Source organism: Sinorhizobium sp. M4_45 (assembly GCF_002885915.1).
GTDB classification, from domain to species: Bacteria; Pseudomonadota; Alphaproteobacteria; order Rhizobiales; family Rhizobiaceae; genus Sinorhizobium; species Sinorhizobium meliloti_A.
The window spans coordinates 168,179-192,945 of record NZ_NWVE01000003.1; the positions used below are offsets into that span (position 1 = coordinate 168,179).

A 24,767-nucleotide genomic window follows, 5' to 3' on the forward strand; every position below is an offset into this window, starting at 1 on the left:
CATGGGGCCATGCGCCCGGTGCACCAGACCGATCCGGTTCAATCCTCCTCAACGAAGACCTGCTCGCGCTTTTTCTTGATGCTCGGCAGGAAGACGACGACGAGTACGGCGAGGGCGATGAGGAGCAGGGTCGCACTGATCGGCCGGGTGACGAAGGTCGTCGGGTCGCCGCGAGAGAGGATCATGGCGCGCCTGAGGTTTTCCTCGAGCAGGGGGCCGAGCACGAAGCCGAGGAGCAGCGGCGCCGGTTCGCAGCGCAGCTTCAGGAGCAGGTAGCCGACGAGGCCGAAGAAGGCGACGGCGTAGAGGTCGTAGACGTTGGAGTTGACGCTGTAGACCCCGATCGAGCAGAAGGCCATGATGATCGGGAAGAGCACGAAATAGGGGATCTTCAGGAGCTTCACCCAGAGGCCGATCAAGGGCAGGTTGAGGACCACCAGCATCAGGTTGCCGATCCACATCGAGGCGATGATGCCCCAGAAAAGCGCCGGCTGCTCCACCGCCACGTTCGGGCCGGGCACGATGCCCTGGATGATCATCGCACCGATCATCAGAGCCATCACCGGATTTGCCGGAATGCCGAGGGTGAGCAATGGGATGAACGAGGTTTGCGCGCCGGCATTGTTGGCGCTTTCAGGTCCGGCGACACCCGCGACCGCGCCGCGGCCGAATTCCTCCGGTCGGTCGGAGAGGCGCTTCTCCACCGTGTAGGAGGCGAAGGCGGCGAGGATCGCGCCGCCGCCGGGCAATACGCCGAGCGCCGAGCCGATGGCCGTGCCGCGCAGGACCGGCGCGGCCATCTGCCTGAAGTCCTCGCGCGTCGGCATCAGATCGGTGACCTTCGCCATCAGCACTTCGCGCGTCTTCTCGCTTTCGAGATTGCGGAGGATTTCGGCGATACCGAAGACGCCGACCGCCAGCGCCACGAAATTGAGGCCGTCCGAATATTCCCGGATGCCGAGGGTGAAGCGCGGCGTGCCGGTATAGATATCCGTGCCCACGAGGCCGAGAAGCAGGCCGAGCGCCACCATGGCAAGCGCCTTGATGACCGATCCGTGCGCAAGCGCGACCGAGGAGACGAGGCCGACGATCATCAGCGAGAAATATTCCGCCGCGCCGAACTCGAGCGCAATCTCCGTCAAAGGCGGCGCGAAGAGCGCGACCAGGAATGTCGAGACCGTGCCGGCGAAGAACGAGCCGAGCGCCGCGATCGCGAGCGCCGTGCCGGCGCGGCCCTTGCGCGCCATCTGATACCCGTCGATGGCGGTGACGGCAGACGAGGATTCGCCGGGCATGTTGATCAGGATCGCCGTGGTCGATCCGCCATATTGAGCGCCGTAATAGATGCCGGCGAGCATGATCAGCGAAGAGACCGGCTCAAGCTGGAAGGTAATCGGCAGCAGCATGGCGATGGTCGCGGTGGCGCCGATGCCGGGCAGCACGCCGATCAGGGTTCCGAGGAGTACGCCGATCAGGCAAAAGAGCAGGTTCGCCGGCGAGGCGGCTGTGGCGAAGCCGAGGGCAAGATTGCTGAAGAGTTCCATCGTCGCCGACTCCTAGAACCGGGTCCACGGGCCGAACCGCTCGAATGGCAGGTTGAGACCGTAGCTGAAGACGCCGACCGAAAAGATGGTCAAGGCAAGCGAGAGGGCGATCGCCCAGAGCGGCTTCATCCGGCTGGAGGCGAAACAGGCGATCAGCGCCGTGAAGAAGAGGGAGGGGACGAAGCCGAGGCCGCGCACCGTCAGCCCGAAGAAGATCGGCGCCGGCAGGATGAAGACGATGCCGCGGATGGCGATCGGCCCCATCGGCTCGCCGTGAACGCGCGCCGATTGCACCAGGATGATCAGGCCGAGCAGGATCAGCACGGCGGAGAGAACCAGCGGGAAATAGCCGGGGCCCATGCGGAAAGCAGTGCCGAGCTCGAGCCCGAGCGACTGCCAGGCGAAGAACAGCCCGACGGCCGTCAGAATGCCGCCGCACAGCGCGTTGGTCGTGTCGAAAGAGATGGATTTCATCGTTTCCCCATTATTTCCGTGTGCGCCGATCCCTTTTCCGAGGAGCGTGCCGCACCGGTTCTTGGCGAATATCTTCGCATGTTCTGCTGGCTGATGCATGTCGCCCGAAAGCGGGAAGCCGAGGCATCGCCTGTTGACAGCTGTCAACGCCGGTGCGGGCGCATCCTCGATAGGCGCCCGCACCGGATTGAAGGCCTGACGCGCGATCAGTCGGCGTACTGGCCGGCGGCCTCGATCACCGGCTTCCAGCGGGCGATCTCGCTTTCGAGCTTGGCCTTAAGCGCCGCCGGGGTTGCGTCGGCTTCGCTCGACGGCTCGGTGCCGAGCTCGCCGAAGCGGGCAACCACGTTCTCGTCCTTGAGTGCCTTCTGCAGCGACTTGGAGAGGCGGTCGGTGATTTCGGCCGGCGTGCCCTTCGGCGCATAGATGCCGTGCCAGATGCCGACCTGGAAGCCGGCAAGGCCCGCTTCCTCGGCGGTCGGCAGATCGGGGAAGATCTTGAGGCGCTGCGGCGAGGTCACCGCATAGGCCTTGATCGTGCCGCCCTGGATCTGCTTCGTCGTGTTCGTCGTCTGATCGCACATGATGTCGACCTGGCCGCCGAGCAGGTCGGTCATCGCCGGGCCGGTCCCTTTGTAGGGCACGGTCGTCAGCGGCGTTTCGATCGCGCTCATGAACATCATGCCGCAAAGATGCGACGCCGCGCCGATGCCGGCATTGGCGACCGTCACCGTGTCCTTGTTCGCCTTGACGTGTTCGATCAGGCCCTTGAGGTCGGTCGGCTCGAAATCCTTGCGGGCAACGATGGTCATCGGAACTTCGGTGACGAGGCCGACATATTCGAAGGCATTCAGCGTGTCATAGGCGAGCTTGCGATAGAGCGTCGCGCTGGTGGCCATGCCGATGTGGTGCAGAAGCAGCGTGTAGCCGTCCGGATCGGCCTGAGCGACGCGGCCGGCACCGAGCGTCCCGCCGGCGCCGCCGACATTCTCGACGATGATCTGCTGGCCGAGATCCTTCGACATGGACTCGGCGACGAGGCGGGCAACCGTATCGGTCGGGCCGCCGGCCGAGAACGGCACCACCATGGTGACCGTGCGCTCCGGATAGGTTTGGGCGTTCGCCGAAGCGGCCAAAAGGGAAACGGCGGCGGCTGCGCCCAGAAGCGCGTTAAGGATTTTCATCTTTTCCTCCCGGATGAAATTATCGACCAGCCGGCATGGTTCCTCCCGCCGGTTCTGGGTTCACCCATTAGCAAGCCGGATTTTAGCACAGACAACCGCTGCCCGACGCCGTTTCATGCATTTACCGACTATCGGCGCGTCAAATGGGTGGATTTGGAAACAAAAGCGCCTGTCGGTGGGTGGATTTCCGGACATCGAGCTTGCCGCGCCGGCAAGCCGGGGAAAGCCTCTCGTCAGAGCCCGGTGCGGTGTCTGAGATAAACTATCTCCGCCTCGGTCAGCGGCCGGCTTGCTCCCTTCGGCAGGTCGCCGAGGCGTATGTCGCCGATCGAGACGCGAAGGAGACGCAGGCACTCGAAGCCGAGCGCGTCGAGCATGCGGCGGATCTGGCGGTTGCGTCCTTCGTCAAGCTCCACCTCGATCCAGCTGTTCCTGTCTCCGCTTTTCAGGAGCTCGACCCGCACGGCGCGCAGCAGTTCGCCACCCTCCGTAACGCCTTCCAGCATCCGTGCGGCCATGGCCTCGCCGAAAATGCCGCGCACCTGAACATGGTATACCTTGCCGAGATGGGTCTCCGGATCGAGCAGTCGCTGCGCCAGAACCGTGTCGTTGGTGAAGAGCAGAAGCCCCTCGCTGGCCTTGTCGAGCCTGCCAACCGGCGAGAGGGACGGAACGTCGACATTGTCGAGGCAGCTGAAGACAGTCGGCCGTCCCTCGGGATCGTCGCGGGTGGTCACGAGGCCGCGCGGCTTGTTCAGCATGAGATAGACTCTGGCTTGCGCGGCAATGACGGTTCCGTCGACGGCGATTCTGTCCGTTTCGATGTCGACCCAATGGGAGAGATCCGTGATCTTCCGGCCGGCGACGCTGACACGCCCCTCGGCGATCAGCTTTTCGGCCTGCGTCCTCGAGCAGTAGCCGAGCTTCGAGAGCGCCCGGGCGAGCGTCACGCGCTTGCCGGGCAGTTCGCCGGCTTTCGCGCCTCCGATCCGCCTTTTCGCCGTAGGGTGGCGCTGTTTCACCGTTTCCGCCTCCGCGCTGTTGGATCGTGCCTCCTCTGACATAAATGGCGGTGGTAGGCCAGAGATCCGGCAGAGGTATCGGCTCCCTTTTCGGTGGTGGCGCGCCTCTTCTTCCCTTGCCTGCCGATCGTGGCCGGCTCATAAAAAGCGCCCATGGAAGCGGCGGGCAGATTTGTGGAGGAACTGGAGATGAGCGTGACGGGAGCTTGGGATTTCTGGGTGGATCGCGGCGGTACCTTCACCGACGTGGTCGGCCGCGATCCGGCGGGCGCCTTGCACGCGCTGAAGGTCCTTTCGGAAAATCCCGGCGCCTATCGCGATGCGGCGGTCCACGGCATCCGGCAGCATCTCGGCCTCGGCCCCCGCGATCCGGTTCCGGCGGGCGTGGTCGGCGAGGTCAGGATGGGCACCACGGTTGCCACCAATGCTTTGCTGGAGCGCAAGGGCGAGCGGCTGGCGCTCGTCACGACGCGCGGCTTCCGCGATGCGCTCAGGATCGGGTATCAGGAACGCAAGAAGATCTTCGCCACCGAAATCATCAAGCCCGAGGCGCTCTATTCGGAGATCGTCGAGCTCGACGAGCGGGTGCTCGCCGACGGCACGATCGAGCGGCCGCTCGACGAGGCGGCAGCGCGCCGGGCGCTCGAAGGCTTGAAAGCCAATGGCTACGGGGCGGTCGCTATCGTCCTGATGCACGCCTACAGATATCCCGCCCACGAGGCGATCGTCGCCCGCATCGCACGATCGATGGGATTCGAGCAGGTATCCGTCAGCCACGAGGTCTCGCCGCTCGTCAAATATGTCGGCCGTGGCGATACGACCGTGATCGACGCCTATCTCTCGCCCGTGCTCGGGCGCTATGTGGCGCAGGTTTCGGAAGAGCTGGACGTCGCCCGGTCCGGCGCCCGGCTCATGTTCATGATGTCGTCCGGCGGGCTTACGGCGGCAGAGATGTTCCAGGGCAAGGATGCGATCCTCTCGGGACCTGCGGGCGGTGTCGTCGGTCTGGCGCGGACGGGCGAGGCGGCCGGATTCGGCCGCGTGATCGGCTTCGACATGGGCGGAACCTCGACCGATGTCGCCCATTTCGACGGCGAGTACGAGCGCGCCTTCGAGACCGAGGTTGCCGGCGTGCGGGTGCGGGCGCCGATGATGCTGATCCACACGGTTGCCGCCGGCGGCGGCTCGGTCCTCCATTTCGACGGCGAGCGCTTCCGTGTCGGTCCGGATTCGGCCGGCGCCAATCCAGGTCCGGCCTGTTACCGCAACGGCGGACCGCTCGCCGTCACCGATGCGAATGTCATGCTCGGCAAGCTATTGCCGGAACACTTTCCGGCGATCTTCGGACCGGAACAGAATCTGCCGCTCGACGTGGAGACCGTGCGCGAGCGTTTCGTCGCGCTAGCGGCCGAGATCGGCGACGGGCGGAGCCCCGAGGACGTCGCCGACGGCTTCATCCGCATCGCGGTCGCCAACATGGTCGAGGCGATCAAGAAGATTTCCGTAAGCCGCGGCTATGACGTGACGCGCTATGCGCTCAACTGCTTCGGCGGCGCCGGCGGGCAACACGCCTGCCTGGTCGCCGACGCGCTCGGCATGAAGAGTATTCTCCTGCACCCGATGTCCGGGCTGCTCTCAGCCTATGGAATGGGCCTTGCCGATATTCGCGCAACGCGGCAGAAGGCGCTCGGGGCCGGTCTCGACGAGGCCGCACCGAGGGCGCTTGCCGCACTTGCCCGAACACTGCAATCGGAATGCCTGACGGAACTCGAGGCGCAGGGGATTTCCCGTGAGCGGATACGCACACATCTGCGCGCGCATATCCGCTATGCCGGAACCGACACGGTCCTGCCGGTGGAAGCGACCTTCCCGGATGAGGACGACCAGGCGCGGCTCCGCGGTGAATTCGAGCGTCTGCACAGGCGCCGCTTCGGATTCGTCGCCGAAAACAAGGCTCTGGTGATCGATGCGGTCGAGGTCGAAACGGTCGGCGGCGGGGCTGCGGAAATGGAAGCGGAAGGTCTTGCCGTGACGGCCGGAGATGTCGCCCCGAACCGGCGGACCCGCTTCTATTCGCAGGGTGCGTTTCACGACGCTCCGGTGGCGCTGCGTTCGCAAATCAGGCCCGGCCAGAAGCTCACCGGGCCCGCGATCATCATCGAAGCCAACCAGACGATCGTCGTCGAGGACGGCTGGCAGGCGGAACTGACGGCGAAAGACCATATCGTCCTTAGGCGGATCAAGGCGCTGCCCGAGCGCACCGCGATCGGCACGAAGGCCGATCCGGTCATGCTGGAGATCTTCAACAATCTCTTCATGTCGATTGCCGAGCAGATGGGGGTGACGCTGCAGAACACGGCCTATTCGGTCAACATCAAGGAGCGGCTCGATTTCTCCTGCGCGGTCTTCGACAACAGGGGAAATCTGGTCGCCAATGCGCCGCACATGCCGGTGCATCTGGGCTCCATGGACGCTTCGGTCGCGACCGCGATCCGTGAGAACCCGGTCATCCATCCCGGCGATGTGTTCCTGATCAATGCGCCCTACAACGGCGGCACGCATCTGCCGGACCTGACAGTATGCACGCCGGTCTTCGACGAGGAGGGCCACGAAATCCGCTTCTGGGTCGCAAGCCGCGGTCACCATGCGGATATCGGCGGTATCTCGCCGGGCTCGATGTCGCCGCTGGCCACCAATATCGAAGAGGAAGGCGTCTATATCGACAACTTCAAGCTCATCGACCGCGGCCGCTTCTGCGAGAACGAACTGGAGAGCCTCTTGAACGGAGCGCGCTATCCGGTGCGCAACATCCTCCAGAACGTCAACGATCTCAAGGCACAGGTCGCGGCCAACGAGAAGGGCGTGGCGGAACTCACGAAGATGATCGCGCAATTCGGAGAGGATGTGGTCGAGGCCTATATGGGTCACGTCCAGGACAATGCGGCCGAAAGCGTGCGCCGCGTGCTCGACCGATTGCCGGACGGCGAATTCTCCTACGAGATGGACCAGGGCTGCCGGATCGTCGTGAAGATCTCCATCGACCGCGAGAGCCGGGAAGCAACGGTCGACTTCACCGGAACGTCGCAACAGCGCTCGGATAATTTCAACGCGCCGGAGCCGGTGACGCGTGCCGCCGTGCTCTATGTCTTCCGGGTGCTGGTCGAGGCCGACATCCCGATGAATGCCGGCTGCCTGAGGCCTATCCGCATCGTCATTCCGCAAGGCACCATGCTTTCGCCGCGCTACCCAGCGGCGGTCGTCGCCGGCAATGTAGAGGTCAGTCAGGCGGTCACCAATTGCCTCTTCGGCGCGGTCGAGGCGCAGGCCGCCGCGCAGGGAACAATGAACAACCTGACTTTCGGAAACGCCGACTACCAGTATTACGAGACGATCTGCTCCGGCGCGCCGGCCGGCCCCGGCTATGACGGCGCCGATGCGGTTCACACGCACATGACCAATTCGCGCCTCACCGACCCGGAAATCCTGGAGACGCGCTTCCCGGTCGTGCTCGAAGACTTCCACATCCGCAAGGGCTCGGGCGGGCGCGGCAAGTGGTCGGCGGGCGACGGTACACAGAGGACGATCCGCGCGCGCGAGCGGCTGGATTTCGCGATCCTTTCCGGCCACCGCCGCATCCGGCCCTTCGGCCTGAAGGGCGGCGAGGCGGGGGAAACCGGCCGCAACTTTGTCCGCCGCAATGACGGCCGCATCGAAGAGCTGCCGGGCTCGGCTCATACGGTGCTCGAGGCGGGCGAGACTTTCACCGTCGTGACGCCGACGGGCGGAGGTTATGGGAAGGCTTCGTAACGTCAAAGCCTCACGGATCGCCCCTCTCTCCCGGTTATGACGGAAAGGGGATCCAAGAACGTGCGGCTTGCTCCTTACTCCCCGCCTGCGGGGAGAAAGTGGCGGTAGCCGGATGAGGGGCAGACTTCGAGTGTCCGCTCAAAGTGCTGCAAGGCAACGTTCGATGCGGCTCCAGGTGAGCCGGGCCGCCTCGGAGTCGTAATCGGCAAGCGTGGCGTCGGTATAAAGATGCCCGGCACCGGGATATATGAAGACTTCCAGTGCCACCGGCGTCCGCTCGGCATCAGCACGCCAGGCGGCGACCTCGTCTGCAGGCTCGAAGGTATCCGGGTCGGCGAGATGGACCTGCACCGGCAGCCCGCGACGTGCATTTGCCGGAATTTCGGCGATGCTGTGCAGAAAGAGAATTCCGGCCGCTTCGGGCCGCTTCGGCCACAGGCTGGCGGCGACAGCAGCGCCCATGGAAAAACCGCCGAGAACGGCATCGGCAGCCAGATCCGCGACCGCCCGCTCGGCGCGCTCGCAAAGGGTGCTCCAGCCGATCTCTTCCTTCAGGGCAAAGCCCTCCTCCATCGAGGAAGCAACCCGGCCTTCGTAGAGGTCGGGCGTGAACACCTCGTGGCCTGCGACAGTGAGGCGCTCGGCGACGCCCCTCTCGAACGGGCGCAGGCCATAGACGGAATGGAAAAGGATCACTGTCGTCACGGCACGGTTCCCTGGGCTGTTGGCGCAGGATGCACTTGATCACGCGGAGCCAGCGACGGCAACGGTGCATCCATGACCTGCAGTCCGTTTCGAAGAAGCGATGGCGGCGCCCCCGAGGGAGGAGAAAGGGCGCCGCCTGTCGGTCGACTCTTCGGGGAGGGGGGAGGGAATGACGAGCCGACCCTCTTACGCTTCCAGTCGCTTCGGGCAAAAGCGACCGCGTCTAACGTCTCGCCCGGCGGATGGTTCCGAGAAATCGTGACATGTGACGGGACGTTCGGCGCCGTAGACGGAAGAAGAGCGGGAATGCTCGAAGCGAGGGTCGCAGAGCGATACAGTTGGGGCTGGGGCGTCTTCGCTCTGCGACCCTCGCGCGCCCGGGCGGCAGTTGGGGCTTTCCGTTATCCCGAGAACGCGCAACCACCGGCATAGGTTATGGGAACTCGGCACGCAACGGTCCTAGGACCTATGGCCGGAAGCGTCGGACTAAGGTCTTAGAGCATTTCCAGGAAAAGGGCGCAGCTTCAATGATCTAGACGGGAACGGCAGTGGAGTATTTGACGCTCTTCAACGCGAAGTGAGACGACGAGTTCGCCACTGCCTCGTGGGTGAGGATGCCGCGCATCAGCAGGCGCTCGTAGTCGGCGACATCAGCAACGAGGACCCGTAGCAGGTAATCCCAGTCGCCCGACATGGAATAGCATTCGAGAACTTCCTCGTGGCTTTCCACGAAGCGTTCGAAATTTCGGCGCGCAACCGGATCATGGGACTTCATGCGCACCTGGCAGAAGACGTTCAATCCGCGTCCGACCATGTCGGGATTGACGAGGCTCACGGTCTTGACCAGCACCCCCGCCGTCTCGAGCGCCTTGATGCGCCGCCAGCAGGAGGCCGGCGAGGCACCGACCGCCTCCGCCAAGGCTGCATGGCTGATGTCGCCCCGGTCCTGGAGGATCCCCAGAATCTTTCGGTCGATCGCGTCGAGATTGAATGAATTCATCATGAATCCCTCGAATCCGAAACAGCTTCATCAAAGCCTAGCCAAAAAACGACCAGATTGAAACCGTTTTGCGCTTCGAGCGGCGTAGTCTTGATCTCGGAGGACTGGAGGAGACCCTGATGGCCCAGGCCGCACTCAAAAAAGACCGGCGCAACGCACCGGACGAGAGCATCGAATGGAAGAAGGTCGTGCAACTTCTGCTTCTGTCGCGCGCCCTCGACGAGATGGAAGAGCAGCGCCTGGTCCCGGAGAAGAAGGTCCTCTACCAATTTTCGGCCCGCGGGCATGACATGGCCCAGATTCTCCTGGGGCTTCACCTCACGGGCAGGCATGATGCGGCATGCGGCTATTATCGCTCGCGCCCGCTGCTGCTCGCGCTCGGCGTCGATCCGGCGGACGCGCTCGGCTCGGCGATGGGGCGCGCGGGCGGATATTCCGACGGCCGGGATATCGGTGTCGTTTTCAACTATCCCAACCCGCACGGCGCCTCCGCCCTGCCGATGTGCGGCGGCGTGGGCACCCAGTACACGCCGACGGCCGGCTGGGCGCAGGCGATCACCTATTTCAGCGAAGTTCTCGGAAAAGAGGAATATCGGAAGGATGTTGCCGTCGTGCTGGGCGGTGACGGTTCCGTTGCCTCCAACGGCTTCTGGTCCGCTCTGACGATCGCGACGACGCAGGGCCTGCCGCTGCTCTTCTATATCGAAGACAACGGCTTCGGCATCTCCGTTCCCTCGAGCTTCCAGACACCCGAAGGCAATATTGCCGGCAATCTCGCCGGCTGGAAAAACTTGACCGTTCTCGACGGCGACGGCTCGGATCCCGAAGAGGCCGCCCGGCTGACGAAGGGCGCCGTGGAACTGGTGCGCGAAGGGCGGATGCCGGTGCTGCTCAGGCTCGAGGTGCCGCGCCTCGAAGGGCACAGCGTCCAGGATACCCAGACCTACAAGAGCGAGGAGCTCGTCAGGAGCGAATGGGCACACGATCCTCTGCCGCGGTTGAGGGACTATCTCGTCCCCGCCCTGTTGAGTTCAGAGGAATGGAACGAAGCTGCGAGAGATGCGAAGGCTGCCGCCGAACGGGCGCGCATGGAGGCCGAATCCCGGCCGGTCGCCGACCCCGAAACCGTCACCAGCAATGTCTTCTTCGAAGGCCAGATGCAGGTCATGGGCGGACAGCACTCTGCCGGCTACCGTCCGCCGGAAACGACGGAAACCGCGACGGGCGACGGCCAGAGGATCAACATGGTGACGGCGATCCGCCGCACGCTTGATCACGAGATGTCGGTGAACGAGCGGGTCGTCCTCTTCGGCGAGGATATCGGCCCGAAGGGCGGCGTCCATGCCGTGACCCTCGGGCTGCAGGAGAAATACGGTACCGCCCGCGTCTTCGACACGTCGCTCTCGGAGGAGGGCATCATCGGCCGGGCGGTGGGCATGGCGCTCGCGGGGCTCGTGCCGGTGCCGGAAATCCAGTTCCGCAAATATGCCGAGCCCGCGATCGAGCAGCTCAACGATTGCGGCACGATCCGCTGGCGGACCAGCAACCGCTTCGCCGCCCCGATCGTCGTGCGGATGGCGGGGGGATTCTTCAAATGCGGCGATCCGTGGCACAGCCAGACGAACGAGGTCGCCTTCGTCCACCAGCCCGGCTGGAAGATCGCCGTTCCCTCCAATGCCGAGGACGCCGTCGGGCTCCTGCGCACCGCCTTGCGCGGCAACGACCCGGTGATTTTCTTCGAGCACCGGGCCATGCTCGACCATCCCTGGGCGCGGCGGCCCTATCCCGGCGATGCCTTCGCCCTGCCTTTCGGCAAGGCGAAGTTCACGCGTGAAGGACGCGACATCACCATCGTCACCTGGGGGGCCATGGTGCCGCGTTGCGAAGAGGCGGCCGAGGGGATCTCCGCCGATGTGATCGATCTGAGAACCCTGATGCCCTGGGACAGGAAAGCGGTCATCGCTTCCGTGCGCCGCACCCGCCGGTGCCTCATCGTCCACGAGGACCTCGCAACGGCGGGTTTCGGCGCGGAGATTGCCGCAGCGGTCGCCGACGAAGCCTTCATCGATCTCGACGCGCCGATCTCGCGTCTCACCATGCCGGATATTCCCAGCCCTCATAATCCCGTCCTGCTCGACTGGGCGGTTCCATCGACGGAACGCATACGCCAGAAGATCACCGACCTTCTGGAGTTCTGAGCATGGGCGATCTCATCGACATTCAGGCTCCGCTGGAGCAGGAGGGGACCAAAGCGGTCGTCCGCAATTGGCTAAGGAAGATCGGCGAGACGGTCAAATCGGGCGATCCGCTGGTCGAGCTCGAGACCGACAAGGTGACCCAGGAGGTGTCGGCGCCCGCCGACGGGGTGCTCGCGGAAATCCTGATGCGAAATGGCGACGATGCCCCGCCCGGCGCCGTTCTCGGCCGGATCGGCAGCGAGGCTGCCGGGGCGGGACACGCGCCGCATTACTCGCCGGCCGTGCGGCATGCAGCGGAAGAATATGGCCTGGATCCGGCCACCGTCACCGGCACCGGCAGGGGTGGTCGCGTCACGCGCGCCGACATGGACAGGGCGTTTACGGCCCGGCAGGAAGGCACTGCTTCGGTCGCGGCTGAGGTTGGCGACAGGGGAGCGGCACCGAAGTCGCGCAGGATACCCCATAGCGCCATGCGTGCCGCGATCGCCGAACATATGCTCACCTCCGTCACGACGGCGCCGCATGTGACGGCGGTGTTCGAGGCCGATTTCTCGGCGGTGATGCGCCATCGGGACGAACATGGGAAGAGGCTTGCGGCTGACGGCGCCCAGCTCTCCTATACGGCTTATGTGGTTTCGGCCTGCGTGGCGGCGATGCGCGCGGTCCCCGAGGTCAACAGCCGCTGGCACGAGGATGCGCTCGAAACATTCGACGACATTAATATCGGCGTGGGTATTTCCCTCGGGGACAAGGGCCTGGTCGTGCCGGTCCTCCATCGGGCGCAGGACCTGTCGCTTGCCGAGATTGCGGCCCGGCTGCGGGACCTGACGACACGCGCGCGTTCGAACGCGCTCTCCCGCGCGGACGTGACGGGCGGCACCTTCACCATTTCCAATCATGGCGTCTCCGGATCGCTGCTCGCGGCGCCGATCATTATCAACCAGCCGCAATCGGCGATCCTGGGCGTGGGCAAGCTCGACAAGCGGGTGGTCGTGCGCGAGGTGGACGGCGCCGACACGATCCAGATACGCCCGATGGCCTATGTGTCGCTGACGATCGACCATCGTGCGCTGGACGGCCACCAGACCAATGCGTGGCTGACGCATTTCGTCCGCGTGATCGAGACCTGGCCGACTGATCGGGGCCGATTACAGGCCACAGATTAAAGAACTTTGCGCGTCTGATAAGACGCGCGGCTGTAAATGACCCTCCCGGCCCCTGATAGTCGCCCAAAACGGCGATTGAAATCGATTACATTTTCTGGCTTCATGTGCCGGCAAGATTTGGGAGGATCTTATGAAGAAACTTATCGCATTTGCGCTGGGCACCGTCGCGTCCATCGTCCTGTCGGCATCCGCTCACGCCGAGACCTTTAAAATAGGTCTCTCCAACGGCTGGGTCGGCAGCGAGTGGCGCACCCAGATGATCGACGAGGCGAAGGCCGCCGCTGCGGAATGGAAGGAAAAAGGCGTCGACGTCGAGGTCTCCGTCCAGAGCGCCAATGTCGACGTACCCGGGCAGATCGCGCATATCCGCAACTTCATCGCGGAAGGGGTGAACGCCATCATCGTCAACCCCAACAGCCCGACCGCCTTCGATCCGATCTTCGCCCAGGCGAAGGAAGCCGGCATCCTGGTGATCGCCACCGACGCGGAAGTCTCTTCGCCCGATGCCATCTATGTCGGCATCGACCAGACCGCCTGGGGTGCCGCGGGCGCCAAGTGGCTCGCCGAAACGCTCGGCGGCAAGGGCAAGGTGGTTGCGATCAACGGCGTCGCCGGCCATCCGGCGAACGAGATGCGCGTCGCCGGCTACAAGAGCGTCTTCAAGGATTATCCGGATATCCAGGTCGTCAACGAGGTCAATGCCAACTGGGACCAGGCGCAGGGCCAGCAGGCGATGCAGAACATTCTTGCCACCTATCCGGACATCAACGGCGTGCTGGTGCAGGACGGCATGGCGGCCGGCGCCTGGAAATCGATCATGGACGCCGGCAAGGCCGGCGAAATCGCGGCGACGGGCGAAATCCGCAAGGACTTCATCGACCTCTGGATCAAGGAAAAGCTGAACTCGGGAGCGACCGTGAATCCGCCCGGCGTCATGGCGAGTGCCCTCAACGTCGCCGTGCTGATGCTGCAGGGCAAGGAACTGAAGGAGCCGGCAAAGGCCGGACAATACGGCAACGCGCTTTACCTGCCGATTCCCTTCATCGACTCGAAGAACGTGGCGGAGGCCGCAAAGCAGCTCGAGGGCAAGCCCGGCTATTATTCCTATACGAGCTCGCTTTCGATCGAGGAGGCGGAAGCGCTGTTCAAGTGAGCCTTCGGCAGGGCGCTGAGGCATTGCGCGTCCCGTTGGGCGCGCATGCTCCCGGTAACACTTTGTCTTGCTGCATGTTTCTATCCCTAAATCCGCCAGGATTTGAGGAAACATAAAGTAGCCGATCCCGGCCAGCGCCCGCCAAACCGAAGCGAACGGACGAGTTTCCATGTCGAAATTGAAACTGAGCGGCGTGAGCAAGGCTTACGGCGCGACCCTGGCGGTCCGCCGTGGCGATCTTGAGCTCATGGCCGGCGAGGTCCATGTCCTGATGGGTTCCAACGGCTCGGGAAAAAGCACCCTCTGCAAGATCATTGCGGGCAGCGTGCGGCCCGATGGCGGCAGGATCCTGGTCGACGACCAGCCGGTGACGATCAGCGGACCGCGCTCGGCGCGAGCCCACGGCATCGGCATCTTCTATCAGGAACTCAGCCTCGCCGCGCACCGCTCGGTCGAGGAAAACATCTCGCTCGGCAAGCTGCCGGTCAAATCGCGGGTCTTCATCGACCGCTGGGAACTCCGGCAGCGCGCGGCGCGCTATATCGGCCTTTTCGACGGCGTCTGCGGCGAAGGGTTTTCCGCCGACACACTCGTCGGCAACCTGCGCCCCGACCAGCGTCAGCTCGTCGAGATCATGAAGGCGCTCGCCAGCGAGGCGCCGCTCCTCATCTTCGACGAGCCGACCTCGGCGCTCGACCGAGCCCAGGTGGAACGCTTCTTCGAAATCCTGCGCGATCTCAAACGTCGCGGGCGCGGCATCATCTTCATTTCGCACCGCATGGACGAGATCAAGGCGATCGGCGATCGCGTCACCATCATTCGCGACGGCGAGACCATCACCACGCTCAACCTGGGCGACACGGATCCGGCAACCGTGATCCGGCTGATGGTCGGCGGTGCCGGCGACATGCCGGCGACGCAATCGTCAGTGCCGGCGGTGGTGGAGGGTGAAGGAGGCGCCGCGCTGACGGTGCGCGATCTTTCCGGCCGCGGTTTCCGCAATGTGAGTTTCGAGGTTGGCCGCGGCGAGATTCTCGGCTTCGGCGGGCTGCACGGCCAGGGCCAATCGGCGGTGCTCAGAGCGATCTTCGGCGCCGGCTCGATCGCGTCGGGCGAAATCCTCATCGGCGACAGCCGCTTCGACGCTTCGAACCCGCGTGACGCGATCCGGCGCGGCTGCGCCTATGTCTCCGGCGACCGCAGCCGCGACGGCGTCATCAGCGGAAGACCGATCATCGAGAACGTCACGCCGATCCACTATCTGCGCGACCGGCTGATGATCGCTCGGCCGGGCAAGCTGCGCGACAGGGTGGCGCCGGCGCTGGAAAGCATGCACACCAAATTCGCGAGCCTCTTCCACCCGATCGGTTCGCTTTCGGGCGGCAATCAACAGAAGGTGATCATCGCCCGCTGGCTGATCGACCGCCCCGACGTGCTGCTGCTCGACGACCCGACCAAGGGCATCGACCTGTCCGCCAAGGCGGACCTCTTCGCGCTGATCCGGCAACTGGCGGCGGAGGGGCTCGGCATTGTCCTCTATTCTTCCGAGGATGCCGAACTGCTCGGCAACGCCAACCGCATTCTCGTCTTCAACGGCGGATCGGTCAGCCGGGAGCTCACGGGGGCGGACCGCACCCGCTACAATCTATATCAAGCCGCTTACGAGGCCGCGTGATGGCAGAGACCGCAACCGTCCCGACATACCGGCGCGCCGGCGGCATCGGCAGGCTGCTGGAGCGCTATCCTTTCCTACCCGCGCTCGTGATCGTCGCCGTACTCCTTCTCCTCAACGGCTTCTTTTCGCCGAACAGCCTGACATTTCGGGCTCTGACCGGGCTGCTCAGCACCTATATGGCGCTGATCCTGCTCGCGATCGCACAGACCTACGTCGTCTATGCCGGCGATATCGACCTCTCTGCCGGCGCGATCCTCTCGCTGGTCAATGTCGCGATCGTGGTTCTGATGGAACGCTGGGGAGGGGGGGCCGGCGCGGTGTTCCTGGCGCTGGCCATAGGTCTCCTGCTCGGGCTGGCCTGCGGGCTCGTGAACGGCCTCGTCGTCGCGGCTTTGCGGCTGCAGGCGATCGTCGCGACCTTCGCGACCAGCATCTTCTTCACGGGCCTTGCGCTTTACATCCTGCCCGTTGCCGGCACCCCGGCGCCGGCGCTCTTCTGGCGCACCTATGGCGGCCGGCTTTTCGGGGTTCCCTTCGTCTTCTACATCCTGGCGGCCCTCGTCATCCTCCTCGCTGTGATGAGCCGCACCAGGCTGGTCACGCAACTGCTTGCCGTCGGCGACGACCAGCAGTCGGCCTACCAGACCGGGCTGCCTGTCATAGCGACCCGGATCAAGGGCTATGTGCTCTGCGGCCTCTTCTCCGCGCTCGCCGCCTTCTGCATCACAGGCGATACTGCAAGCGGCGATCCGCTGGTCGGCGGCAAGATGACGCTCTACAGCGTCGCGGCGGTCGTGCTCGGGGGCAGCGCGCTCTCCGGCGGCTGGGGCACCGTCGTCGGCTCGCTGCTCGGGGCGCTGACGATAGGGCTCATCAACTCGGTCGTCTTTTTCATGGGCACGCCGTCCGAGTGGCAGAACTTCGTGCAGGGCCTCGCGATCCTCCTCGTGCTGATGGCGGGCGTGCTTGCCGGCAGGAGGGCGCGCTCATGAGCCGAGTGGTGTCCTTCGTCCGACAGCCGATCGTCGTCGCGCTCGTGCTCATCGTGCTGCTCCTCTATCTCGGCGAGGCGCTGTCGCCGGGCTTTGCGACCGGCGGCCAGATCCTGAGGCTCCTGATCGTCGCCTCGCTGCTCGGCATCGTCGCGGCCGGTCAGAACGTCGTCATCCTCGGCGGACGCGAAGGAATCGATCTCTCGGTCGGCGGCGTCGTCTCGCTCTCGGCCATCCTCGCGGGCAACGTCATGAACGGCGCCGATGGCGGCATCTTGCCGGCCGTCGCCGCCTGTCTTGCGGCCGGCGCCTTCTTCGGCCTCCTGAACGGGCTCGGCGTCACGCTTCTCAGAATCCCGCCGCTGGTGATGACGCTCGGAATGCTGGGCGTGCTGCAGGGGCTTCTCGTCGTCATCCGGATGGGAATTCCCTCCGGCCAGGCCGCGCCCGCGCTCTCGCGCTTCGTCACGCAACCGCTCGCCTATGGCATTCCCGGCATCATCTGGCTCTGGATCGTGATCGGCATCCTGATGGCGCTCATGCTCAACCGCACCGTCTTCGGCCACCGCATCTATGCGATCGGCTCGAACGAGCACGCGGCCTACATGGCCGGCGTGCCGGTCAAGCTGGTCCGCATCGCGCTCTTCATGATCTCCGGCATGTTCGCCGCGATCGCCGGCCTCTGCCTGCTCGGCTATTCCGGCACGTCTTTCGCCAATGTCGGCGAGCAGTACATGCTCCCCTCGATCATCGCGGTCGTCTTCGGCGGCACATCGCTTGCCGGGGGCAAGGGCGGCTACACCGGCACCATGGCGGGCGCGGTCCTGCTGGTCATCCTGCAGAGCATCCTGACGACGATCAACATCGAGGAGTCCGGACGCCAGATGGTGTTCGGCGCGACGCTGCTCCTGCTCATGATGTTCTATGGGCGCGGCCGGGCGATGCGCGCATGAGGAACCGGCCGAAGATCAAGGACATTGCCGAGAAGGCGGGCGTGTCGGTGGCCACCGTCTCGCGCGCCCTGGCCGCTTCGACGCTGGTGACCGCCGAGACGCGCCAGCGCGTGCTCGACCTGGCGCGCGAGCTCGACTACCGGCCGAATGTCAGCGCCCGGAACCTGCGCACCCGCAGGTCCATGACGGTGCTGATGGTCGTACGCGACGTCGGCAATCCCTTCTACCTCGACATCCTCAAGGGCGTCGAAGCGACGGCGCGCGAAGCCGGCTATGCCGTGCTGATGGGCAATACCGAGGACGACCCGGCCCGCGAGACCGAATATTTCAACATGCTGCGCGACGGGCATGCCGACGGCATGATCCTGATGACCGGCAAGTTGCCGCCTGACGGCGGCTGGAACCATCTGCCCGTGGTGGTGGCGCTGGAAATGATCGAGGGCTCGGGCCTGCCGCATGTGCAGGTCGACAATGTCGCCGCGGCCCGCGGTGCCGTCGAGCACCTGATTTCACTCGGCCATCGGAGGATCGCTCATATATCCGGGCCGGTGCCCGAGCCGATGAGCGTCTATCGGCGGGAGGGGTATCGCCTGGCGATGCGCGCTGCCGGGCTGACGGTTCCAGCCGGCTACGAGGTGCGGGGCGACTTCCTGATCGAAAGCGGCGGGGAATGCTGCCGCTCGCTCTTCTCTCTTTCCGATCCGCCGACCGCGCTCTTCGTCGCCAATGACGAAATGGCCTATGGTGCCATCCACGAGCTGAGACGGATCGGACGCGACGTGCCGGGCGACGTTTCGGTCGTCGGCTTCGACGATCTCTATCTGAGCAAGGCCTTCTATCCGCCGCTGACGACGGTCGTCCAGCCTCGCTCCGAGATCGGCCGCACCGCCATGGCGGTGCTCCTTGGAATTCTGGCGGGCGGCTCGGAGGGAGCCGAACCGATCCTGCTGCCCACGGTCCTGAAGGTACGGGGCAGTACGGCGCCGCCACTTATCTGAAAGCACATGCGGGCGGCTGGAAGCGTCGCCGCTGGACGTCGGGGAGGAAAGAATGACCACATTACCGAAACAGACCCTGCGAGTGGGCTTCGTCGGCACCGGCTTTATCGCGCATTTCCACCTGAAATCGCTCATCGGAGTACGCAATGTCGAGGTGACCGGCGTCTACAGCCGCAATCCCGAAAACCGCGCACGCTTCGTGAGCGAAGTCGGGGCGCTCGACCTCGGCGCGTGCCGTGCGCATGAAAGTCTCGAATCGCTCCTGTCCGCCGGCGACGTCGACGCGGTCTGGATTCTGTCGCCGAACTACACGCGGCTCGACGTCATGCGGACGCTCCACGGGGAGATCAAGGCGGGACGCAGCAAGATCTTCGCCGTCGCCTGCGAGAAGCCGCTTGCGCGCACCGTAGCGGAGGCACGCGAGATGCTGCACCTGGCCGAGGATGCGGGTCTCAACCATGGCTATCTCGAAAACCAGGTCTTCTGCACGCCGGTGCTGCGAGGCAAGGAGATCATTTGGCGGCGCGCCGCCTCGACCACCGGCCGGCCCTATCTCGCACGCGCCGCGGAAGAACATGCCGGTCCGCACGAGCCCTGGTTCTGGCAGGGCGACAAGCAGGGCGGTGGGGTGCTTTCCGATATGATGTGCCACAGCGTCGAGGTGGCGCGCCATCTGCTCACGGCGCCCGGCGCACCTCGAAATTCGTTGAAGGTCAAATCGGTGAACGGCACGGTCGCGAACCTCAAATGGACGCGGGCCGGCTATGCCGATGAGCTGCGCCGCCGCTTCGGTGAGGATGTCGACTACCGTCGGCGCCCTTCGGAGGATTTCGCCCGGGCGACCGTGATGCTGGAGGACGAGGAGGGCAACGAACTGATGATCGAGGCAACGACCTCCTGGGCCTATGTCGGCGCCGGCCTGCGCATTCAGCTCGAGCTCCTCGGCCCCGAATATGCGCTGGAGTACAATTCGCTCGGCACCGGCTTGAAGATCTTCCTGTCGCGGGCCGTGCAGGGCACAGAGGGCGAGGACCTCGTCGAAAAGCAGAATGCCGAGCAGGGCCTGATGCCGGTGCTGGAGGACGAAGCCGGCGTCTACGGCTATACGGACGAAAACCGCCACATGGTCGAATGCTTCCGCAAGGGGATAAAGCCGCTCGAAACCTTCGAGGACGGCCTGGCGGTCGTCGAAATCCTGATGGGCCTCTACCGCTCCGCCGAGATCGGCGCGACGCTGCATTTCCCGGCGCCGGAGCTCGAAAACTATATTCCCGTCGTGGCGCGCGTGGGGGCGTGAACGGCCGTTGAGACGCCGCCTGACGACGCCACGCCTCCGAGGGCTCTGGATTACGATGTAGGTTGGATCGACCTAAAACATGAACCTGAGCGATTCCGATAAGTTGAAACGCTGGATGAAGGCGGAAAGCCGCACAGGTTTCCTCATCCCGTTCTGGTAGACGGGGCGGCGGCCGCAGCGTATCGTGCGAGAAGTTCACCGGTCTTCGTCGGGGCGAAGATATCGTCCAACAGCAGGTGGGCGGCGCCGTACAGAGCGCTGTCGTCTTGGATGCTGGACAGCTCTATCGAGAGGTTTCTGGTGGCGAGCGGCAGGCAGCGCTGATAGACGAGCTCGCGGATGCCCGACAGCAGCAAATCGCCGCCGCGCGCCAGAGTACCGCCGACGACGATCAGGCTCGGATTGATGATGCTCACCGCATCCGAAATGACCTCGCCGACCGTTCGCCCGGCAGCGCGCAGCAGCATCAGTGCCTCTGGCTTGCGCTGTTCGACGAGGTCGAGCACATCGCGGGCGGTTTCGGCGCGAAAGCCGCGGGAGGAGAGGTCGCGGGCGATCGCCCAGCCGGCGGCGCGCGCCTCCACGCAGCCGAATTTGCCGCAACGGCAGAGCGGTGCGTCATCCGACAGGAACTGGATGTGGCCGATGTCGCCGGCAGCGCCCTGGGCGCCGCGGAAAAGGCGTCCGCCTGCGATCAGGCCGCTGCCGATGCCCGTGCCGACCTTCACGAAGAGCATGTCCTCAACGGTCGGCAAGCGACGCTTGTGCTCGCAGATCGTCATCAGGTTCACGTCGTTCTCGACATAGACCGGCACTGAAAACCGGGTGTTGAGACGGCCGATGATGTCGAATTCGTCCCAGCCGGGCAACACCGATGGGCCGACCACGCAGCCGCGCTTGAAATCCACCGGCGTCGGCAGGCTGAGCCCGATGCCGAGGAGGAAACCATGCGTCTTTTCGGCCCCTGCCGCCAGCGCGGCGAAGGCTTGGCCAATCTGCTCCAGCGTCACCTCGGGGCCGCTTGCCACGCAAAAGGGCAGCGTCGTCTGGGAGATGATCGCCGGCTTCAGATCCATGGCGGCGAGATGGATGTGCGTCTCACCGACATTGGCGACCAGCAGAAAGCCGCTCGTGGCGTTGATCGCGAGCACACGCGTCGGCCGTCCGCCGCTGGGCAGGGTCTCCTCGGTCTCGCGTACCAGCCCGCTGGCGAGGAGCGCGCTCAGCCGCTGCGTCACCGTCGCCCGCGACAAGCCGGAGGCGGCCAGCAGTTCGGCGCGCGAGACGGCGCTGCCGGTCGCGATGAGGGAAAAGATACCTCCGGCGCCTTCCAGAGTGGGTCTGTCGGGCCCCTGTACCGGCCGTGCCATGCAAAACTCCGTATTCGGCCCGGTTTAGCGGCAAAGCGGCGCGCGAGAAAGCACCGAACCTCAGAGATCATAACTTATGGGAAATAAGATACATAAGTCCTCCCTGGCGTTTATCCGCATCGCTGCCTCTGACGCGCGTCCGTTCTCATCGGGTAATCGTTCCGCGAGAACCTCGTCGCCCGTTTTGTATAAAAATATACATAAGATTGGCGATATTAAGTTGACTTTATCTAAAATGGCTGAGTTAATCCCTGTGGCCTTTGAGGAGAGGCCGTCCACGCCGAAAGAGCCGGAGGGGTTCATGGCGTCTTTGGATTTGGGAGGAGGATCTAATGGCACTTCACAATATTAGCGCGTCCTCGCGCTCTGCCGTCCTGCGGGGCGGCATCGCCGCCGGCGTACTCGTTTTCGGCCTCGCCTTCGGCCCGGGCTCCGCCGCCGCCAGCGAGGTAATCGTCGGACTGGTCACGAAAACCGAGGTCAATCCTTTCTTCGTCAAGATGCGCCAGGCGGCCGAGGCGCGTGCCAAGGAGAAGGGCGTGAAGCTGATCGCCCGCGCCGGCAAGTTCGACGGCGATAACGAAGGACAGGTCGCCGCCATCGAGGACCTGATCAGCGCCGGTGCCAAGGGCATCCTGGTCACGCCGAACAATTCTTCCGGCATGCTCGACATCATCAAGAAGGCCCGCGATGCCGGCGTGCTGGTGATCGCGCTTGATACGGCGACCGATCCGGCCGATGCGGTCGACGCCACCTTCGCCACGGACAATTTCGAGGCCGGCGTGCAGCAGGGCGCCTACGCCCGCAAGGCGATGGGCGACAAGCAGGCGGTCGTCGCAATGCTGGACGGCACGCCCGGCGGTACGGTCGATACGTTCCGCCACGACGGTTACCTGAAGGGCTTCGGAATAGCCGAGGGTGACCCTTCCATAGCAGGCGCGGCCATCACCAATGGTGCGCAGGACAAGGGTCAGATCGGCATGGAGAATTTGCTCTCCAAGAACGGCGAGATCAACGCCGTCTACACGATCAACGAGCCAGCGGCGGCCGGCGCCTATGCGGCGCTCAAAGCCTTCGGCAAGGAAGGTGACGTGATGCTGACCTCGATCGACGGCGGCTGTGCCGGCGTGCGCGACGTCAAGGACGGCAAGATCGCCGCGACGGTGATGCAGTTCCCCTACAAGATGGCGACCATGGGCGTCGACGCGGTGGTGGAATATGCGGCTACCGGCAAGAAGCCGAGCGGATTCGTCAACACCGGTTCCGTCCTCATTTCCGACAAGCCGGTCGAAGGGCTGGATTCGAAAGATACCTCCTGGGGCCTCGAAAACTGCTGGGGCGACTGATCCGCTACCACGGCGGGATCGCGCGACGCCCTGCGCCGCAGCGATCCCGCGGGCGAACGGCCGCGCAACAAAACCCTGAGGCACGGGACGTCCATGAACACAGCAACCGTATATCCAGCTGAGGCGCCGCGAAGCCTGAAAGCCCGTATATTGGGCAGCCCGTCGGCGGGACCTCTTCTGGTGCTGCTCGGATTCTGCGTGATTTTCGCGCTGACCAATCCCCGCTTTCTCGCCACCCACAACTTGTCGATCATCCTGCAGCAGACAGTCGTCATAGGCGCTCTGGCGATCGGTCAGACGCTCGTGATCCTGACTGCCGGGATCGACCTTGCCGTCGGCGCCATATGCGTGCTGGGAACGATCGTCGCGGGAAAGCTTGCCAATCTTGGCTATGATCCGGTTCTCTCCATGGGCATTGCCGTGCTCATATGCACGGCCGCCGGCCTTGCCGCGGGGGGCCTCGTCAGCGGCCTCAGGCTCCCGCCCTTCATCGTCACACTTGGCATTCTCGGCATCCTGACCGCGGCGCTGCGACTCATTTCCGAGGGTGGCGCCTTCCCGGTACGCGATCCCTTCCTGGCCTGGACGGGCAATACGATGAAGATAGGCGGCTTCGTGCTCACCTATGGCGTGCTGATCATGTTCATGCTCTATGCGAGCGTCTGGTATTTGTTGAACCAGACGAAATGGGGCCGGCACGTCTATGCGATCGGCAACAATGCCGAGGCCGCCCGGCTGGTCGGCATCCCAGTACGGCGCCACCTGCTCTCGGTTTATGTATTGGCCGGCCTCATCTACGGGATTGCCGCCTGGCTCGCGCTCGGGCGTATCCCAAACGCGGACCCGAATGCCATGCAGAGCGCCAATCTCGATTCGATCACCGCGGTGGTGATCGGTGGCACGAGTCTTTTCGGCGGCCGAGGCGGGCTCGTAGGGACATTGATCGGCGCGCTCATCGTCGGCGTTCTGCGCAACGGCCTGACGCTCGCAGGCATCGACCCGCTCTGGCAGGACCTCATAACGGGCATCCTCGTCATCATCGCCGTCGCGCTCGATCAGCTGTCCCGGAGGAAGCGTTGATGCCAGCCGGTTCCCCCATCGAAGAGCCTTCCGCGCGCCTGGTTCTCGAAGCGCGCAACGTGGTGAAGACCTACGGCCACGTCACTGCGCTCGACGGCGTCGACTTCGAACTCAGGGCCGGCGAGATCCTTGCCGTCGTCGGCGACAACGGCGCCGGCAAGTCGACGCTCATCAAGACCCTGACCGGCGCCGTGCGCCCGACCAGCGGTGAAATTCTGCTCGACGGAGTGCCGATCCACTTCAAGGGACCTCTCGATGCGCGCCATGCCGGAATCGAGACGGTCTATCAGGACCTCGCCGTGGCGCCTGCGCTCGATATCGCCGCCAATCTCTTTCTCGGCCGGGAGCTGCGCGCACCAGGGCTTCTCGGAAGCCTTTTTCGCCGCCTCGACAAAAAAGGCATGCGCGAGGAAGCCCGCCGGGCCATGGGAGAACTCAAATTTCGACTGCCGGCGATCGACAATCCGGTGGAATCGCTCTCGGGGGGCCAGAGGCAGGGCGTGGCCGTGGCCCGTGCCGCGCTTTTCGCCCGCAGACTGGTGATCATGGACGAGCCGACGGCGGCACTCGGGGTGCGTGAAACCGGGCAGGTGTTGCAACTCATCCGCTCGATACGGGATCGCGGCCTGCCCGTCGTTCTGATCAGCCACAACATGCCGAACGTCTTCGACATCGCCGACCGCATCCACATCATGCGCCTCGGCCGGCGCGCCGCCGTGGTTACCCCGAAGACCCATTCCATGAACGACGTCGTTGCCATCATGACCGGCGCAGCGACTGCCTGACCCTCTTGTCCCGAAATA

The 24,767-nt window shown here is 64.5% G+C and carries 19 protein-coding genes; 12 read left to right on the top strand and 7 right to left on the bottom strand.

Annotated features, from left to right (window positions below; all coding sequences use genetic code 11):
• Positions 1–38: 38 nt before the first annotated feature.
• From CN933_RS11095 to CN933_RS11110, 4 genes are all read right to left on the bottom strand, one after another.
• The gene (locus CN933_RS11095) at positions 39–1,544 is read right to left on the bottom strand and encodes a tripartite tricarboxylate transporter permease (RefSeq protein ID WP_102761520.1); all 1,506 of its coding nucleotides are present in this window, start codon (positions 1,542–1,544) and stop codon (positions 39–41) included.
• A 12-nt stretch (positions 1,545–1,556) separates the two neighbouring features.
• Positions 1,557–2,018 carry a tripartite tricarboxylate transporter TctB family protein gene (locus CN933_RS11100; protein WP_100671026.1) on the bottom strand — a complete coding sequence of 154 codons (462 nt, stop codon included), beginning with the start codon at positions 2,016–2,018 and terminating at the stop codon, positions 1,557–1,559.
• Between the two features lie 206 nt (positions 2,019–2,224).
• Positions 2,225–3,202, bottom strand: a complete 978-nt coding sequence (locus tag CN933_RS11105; RefSeq protein WP_102761521.1) for a tripartite tricarboxylate transporter substrate binding protein BugD — start codon at positions 3,200–3,202, stop codon at positions 2,225–2,227.
• A 233-nt stretch (positions 3,203–3,435) separates the two neighbouring features.
• Positions 3,436–4,266, bottom strand: coding sequence for a pseudouridine synthase (locus CN933_RS11110; protein WP_164866744.1), 831 nt, complete (start codon positions 4,264–4,266; stop codon positions 3,436–3,438).
• A gap of 147 nt (positions 4,267–4,413) precedes the next feature.
• Between CN933_RS11110 and CN933_RS11115 the strand changes: the two genes are divergently transcribed.
• Positions 4,414–8,031 carry a hydantoinase B/oxoprolinase family protein gene (locus CN933_RS11115; RefSeq protein ID WP_102761522.1) on the top strand — a complete coding sequence of 1,206 codons (3,618 nt, stop codon included), beginning with the start codon at positions 4,414–4,416 and terminating at the stop codon, positions 8,029–8,031.
• Between the two features lie 138 nt (positions 8,032–8,169).
• Here CN933_RS11115 and CN933_RS11120 read toward each other — a convergent pair whose 3' ends face one another.
• Together CN933_RS11120 and CN933_RS11130 are read right to left on the bottom strand one after the other, a co-directional pair.
• Entirely contained in the window at positions 8,170–8,736 is a 567-nt protein-coding gene (locus CN933_RS11120) for a dienelactone hydrolase family protein (protein WP_102761523.1), read from the bottom strand.
• A gap of 532 nt (positions 8,737–9,268) precedes the next feature.
• Positions 9,269–9,739 (bottom strand): Lrp/AsnC family transcriptional regulator, encoded by a 471-nt coding sequence (locus CN933_RS11130; protein WP_102761524.1) that lies wholly within the window; start codon positions 9,737–9,739, stop codon positions 9,269–9,271.
• A gap of 116 nt (positions 9,740–9,855) precedes the next feature.
• On the opposite strand from CN933_RS11130, the gene CN933_RS11135 reads away from it, so the two are divergent.
• The 8 genes from CN933_RS11135 (at position 9,856) to CN933_RS11170 (ending at position 20,168) form a co-directional block, all read left to right on the top strand.
• Entirely contained in the window at positions 9,856–11,934 is a 2,079-nt protein-coding gene (locus CN933_RS11135) for a dehydrogenase E1 component subunit alpha/beta (protein ID WP_102761525.1), read from the top strand.
• A 2-nt stretch (positions 11,935–11,936) separates the two neighbouring features.
• On the top strand, positions 11,937–13,100 hold the full coding sequence (locus CN933_RS11140) for a dihydrolipoamide acetyltransferase family protein (RefSeq protein WP_102761526.1): 1,164 nt from the start codon (positions 11,937–11,939) through the stop codon (positions 13,098–13,100).
• 130 nt (positions 13,101–13,230) lie between these two features.
• Entirely contained in the window at positions 13,231–14,253 is a 1,023-nt protein-coding gene (locus tag CN933_RS11145; protein ID WP_018096043.1) for an ABC transporter substrate-binding protein, read from the top strand.
• A gap of 169 nt (positions 14,254–14,422) precedes the next feature.
• Positions 14,423–15,928: a sugar ABC transporter ATP-binding protein gene (locus CN933_RS11150; protein ID WP_102761527.1), complete on the top strand. Its 1,506-nt coding sequence runs from the start codon at positions 14,423–14,425 to the stop codon at positions 15,926–15,928.
• Positions 15,928–16,920 (top strand): ABC transporter permease, encoded by a 993-nt coding sequence (locus CN933_RS11155; RefSeq protein WP_102761528.1) that lies wholly within the window; start codon positions 15,928–15,930, stop codon positions 16,918–16,920. The genes CN933_RS11150 and CN933_RS11155 overlap by 1 nt, the downstream gene beginning before the upstream one ends.
• Positions 16,917–17,873, top strand: a complete 957-nt coding sequence (locus CN933_RS11160) for an ABC transporter permease (RefSeq protein WP_018096046.1) — start codon at positions 16,917–16,919, stop codon at positions 17,871–17,873. Before CN933_RS11155 ends, CN933_RS11160 begins: the two co-directional genes overlap by 4 nt.
• On the top strand, positions 17,870–18,871 hold the full coding sequence (locus CN933_RS11165; RefSeq protein WP_102761529.1) for a LacI family DNA-binding transcriptional regulator: 1,002 nt from the start codon (positions 17,870–17,872) through the stop codon (positions 18,869–18,871). The genes CN933_RS11160 and CN933_RS11165 overlap by 4 nt, the downstream gene beginning before the upstream one ends.
• Before the next feature lie 52 nt (positions 18,872–18,923).
• Positions 18,924–20,168, top strand: a complete 1,245-nt coding sequence (locus CN933_RS11170) for a Gfo/Idh/MocA family protein (RefSeq protein ID WP_102761530.1) — start codon at positions 18,924–18,926, stop codon at positions 20,166–20,168.
• A 143-nt stretch (positions 20,169–20,311) separates the two neighbouring features.
• Here CN933_RS11170 and CN933_RS11175 read toward each other — a convergent pair whose 3' ends face one another.
• A complete protein-coding gene (locus tag CN933_RS11175; RefSeq protein ID WP_102761531.1) occupies positions 20,312–21,538 on the bottom strand; it encodes an ROK family transcriptional regulator in 1,227 nt (408 codons plus the stop codon).
• Between the two features lie 332 nt (positions 21,539–21,870).
• Between CN933_RS11175 and CN933_RS11180 the strand changes: the two genes are divergently transcribed.
• The 3 genes from CN933_RS11180 (at position 21,871) to CN933_RS11190 (ending at position 24,749) form a co-directional block, all read left to right on the top strand.
• Entirely contained in the window at positions 21,871–22,884 is a 1,014-nt protein-coding gene (locus tag CN933_RS11180) for a substrate-binding domain-containing protein (RefSeq protein WP_102761532.1), read from the top strand.
• A 180-nt stretch (positions 22,885–23,064) separates the two neighbouring features.
• The gene (locus tag CN933_RS11185; RefSeq protein ID WP_245425067.1) at positions 23,065–23,964 is read left to right on the top strand and encodes an ABC transporter permease; all 900 of its coding nucleotides are present in this window, start codon (positions 23,065–23,067) and stop codon (positions 23,962–23,964) included.
• Positions 23,964–24,749, top strand: a complete 786-nt coding sequence (locus CN933_RS11190) for an ATP-binding cassette domain-containing protein (protein WP_102761534.1) — start codon at positions 23,964–23,966, stop codon at positions 24,747–24,749. The genes CN933_RS11185 and CN933_RS11190 overlap by 1 nt, the downstream gene beginning before the upstream one ends.
• Positions 24,750–24,767: the final 18 nt, after the last annotated feature.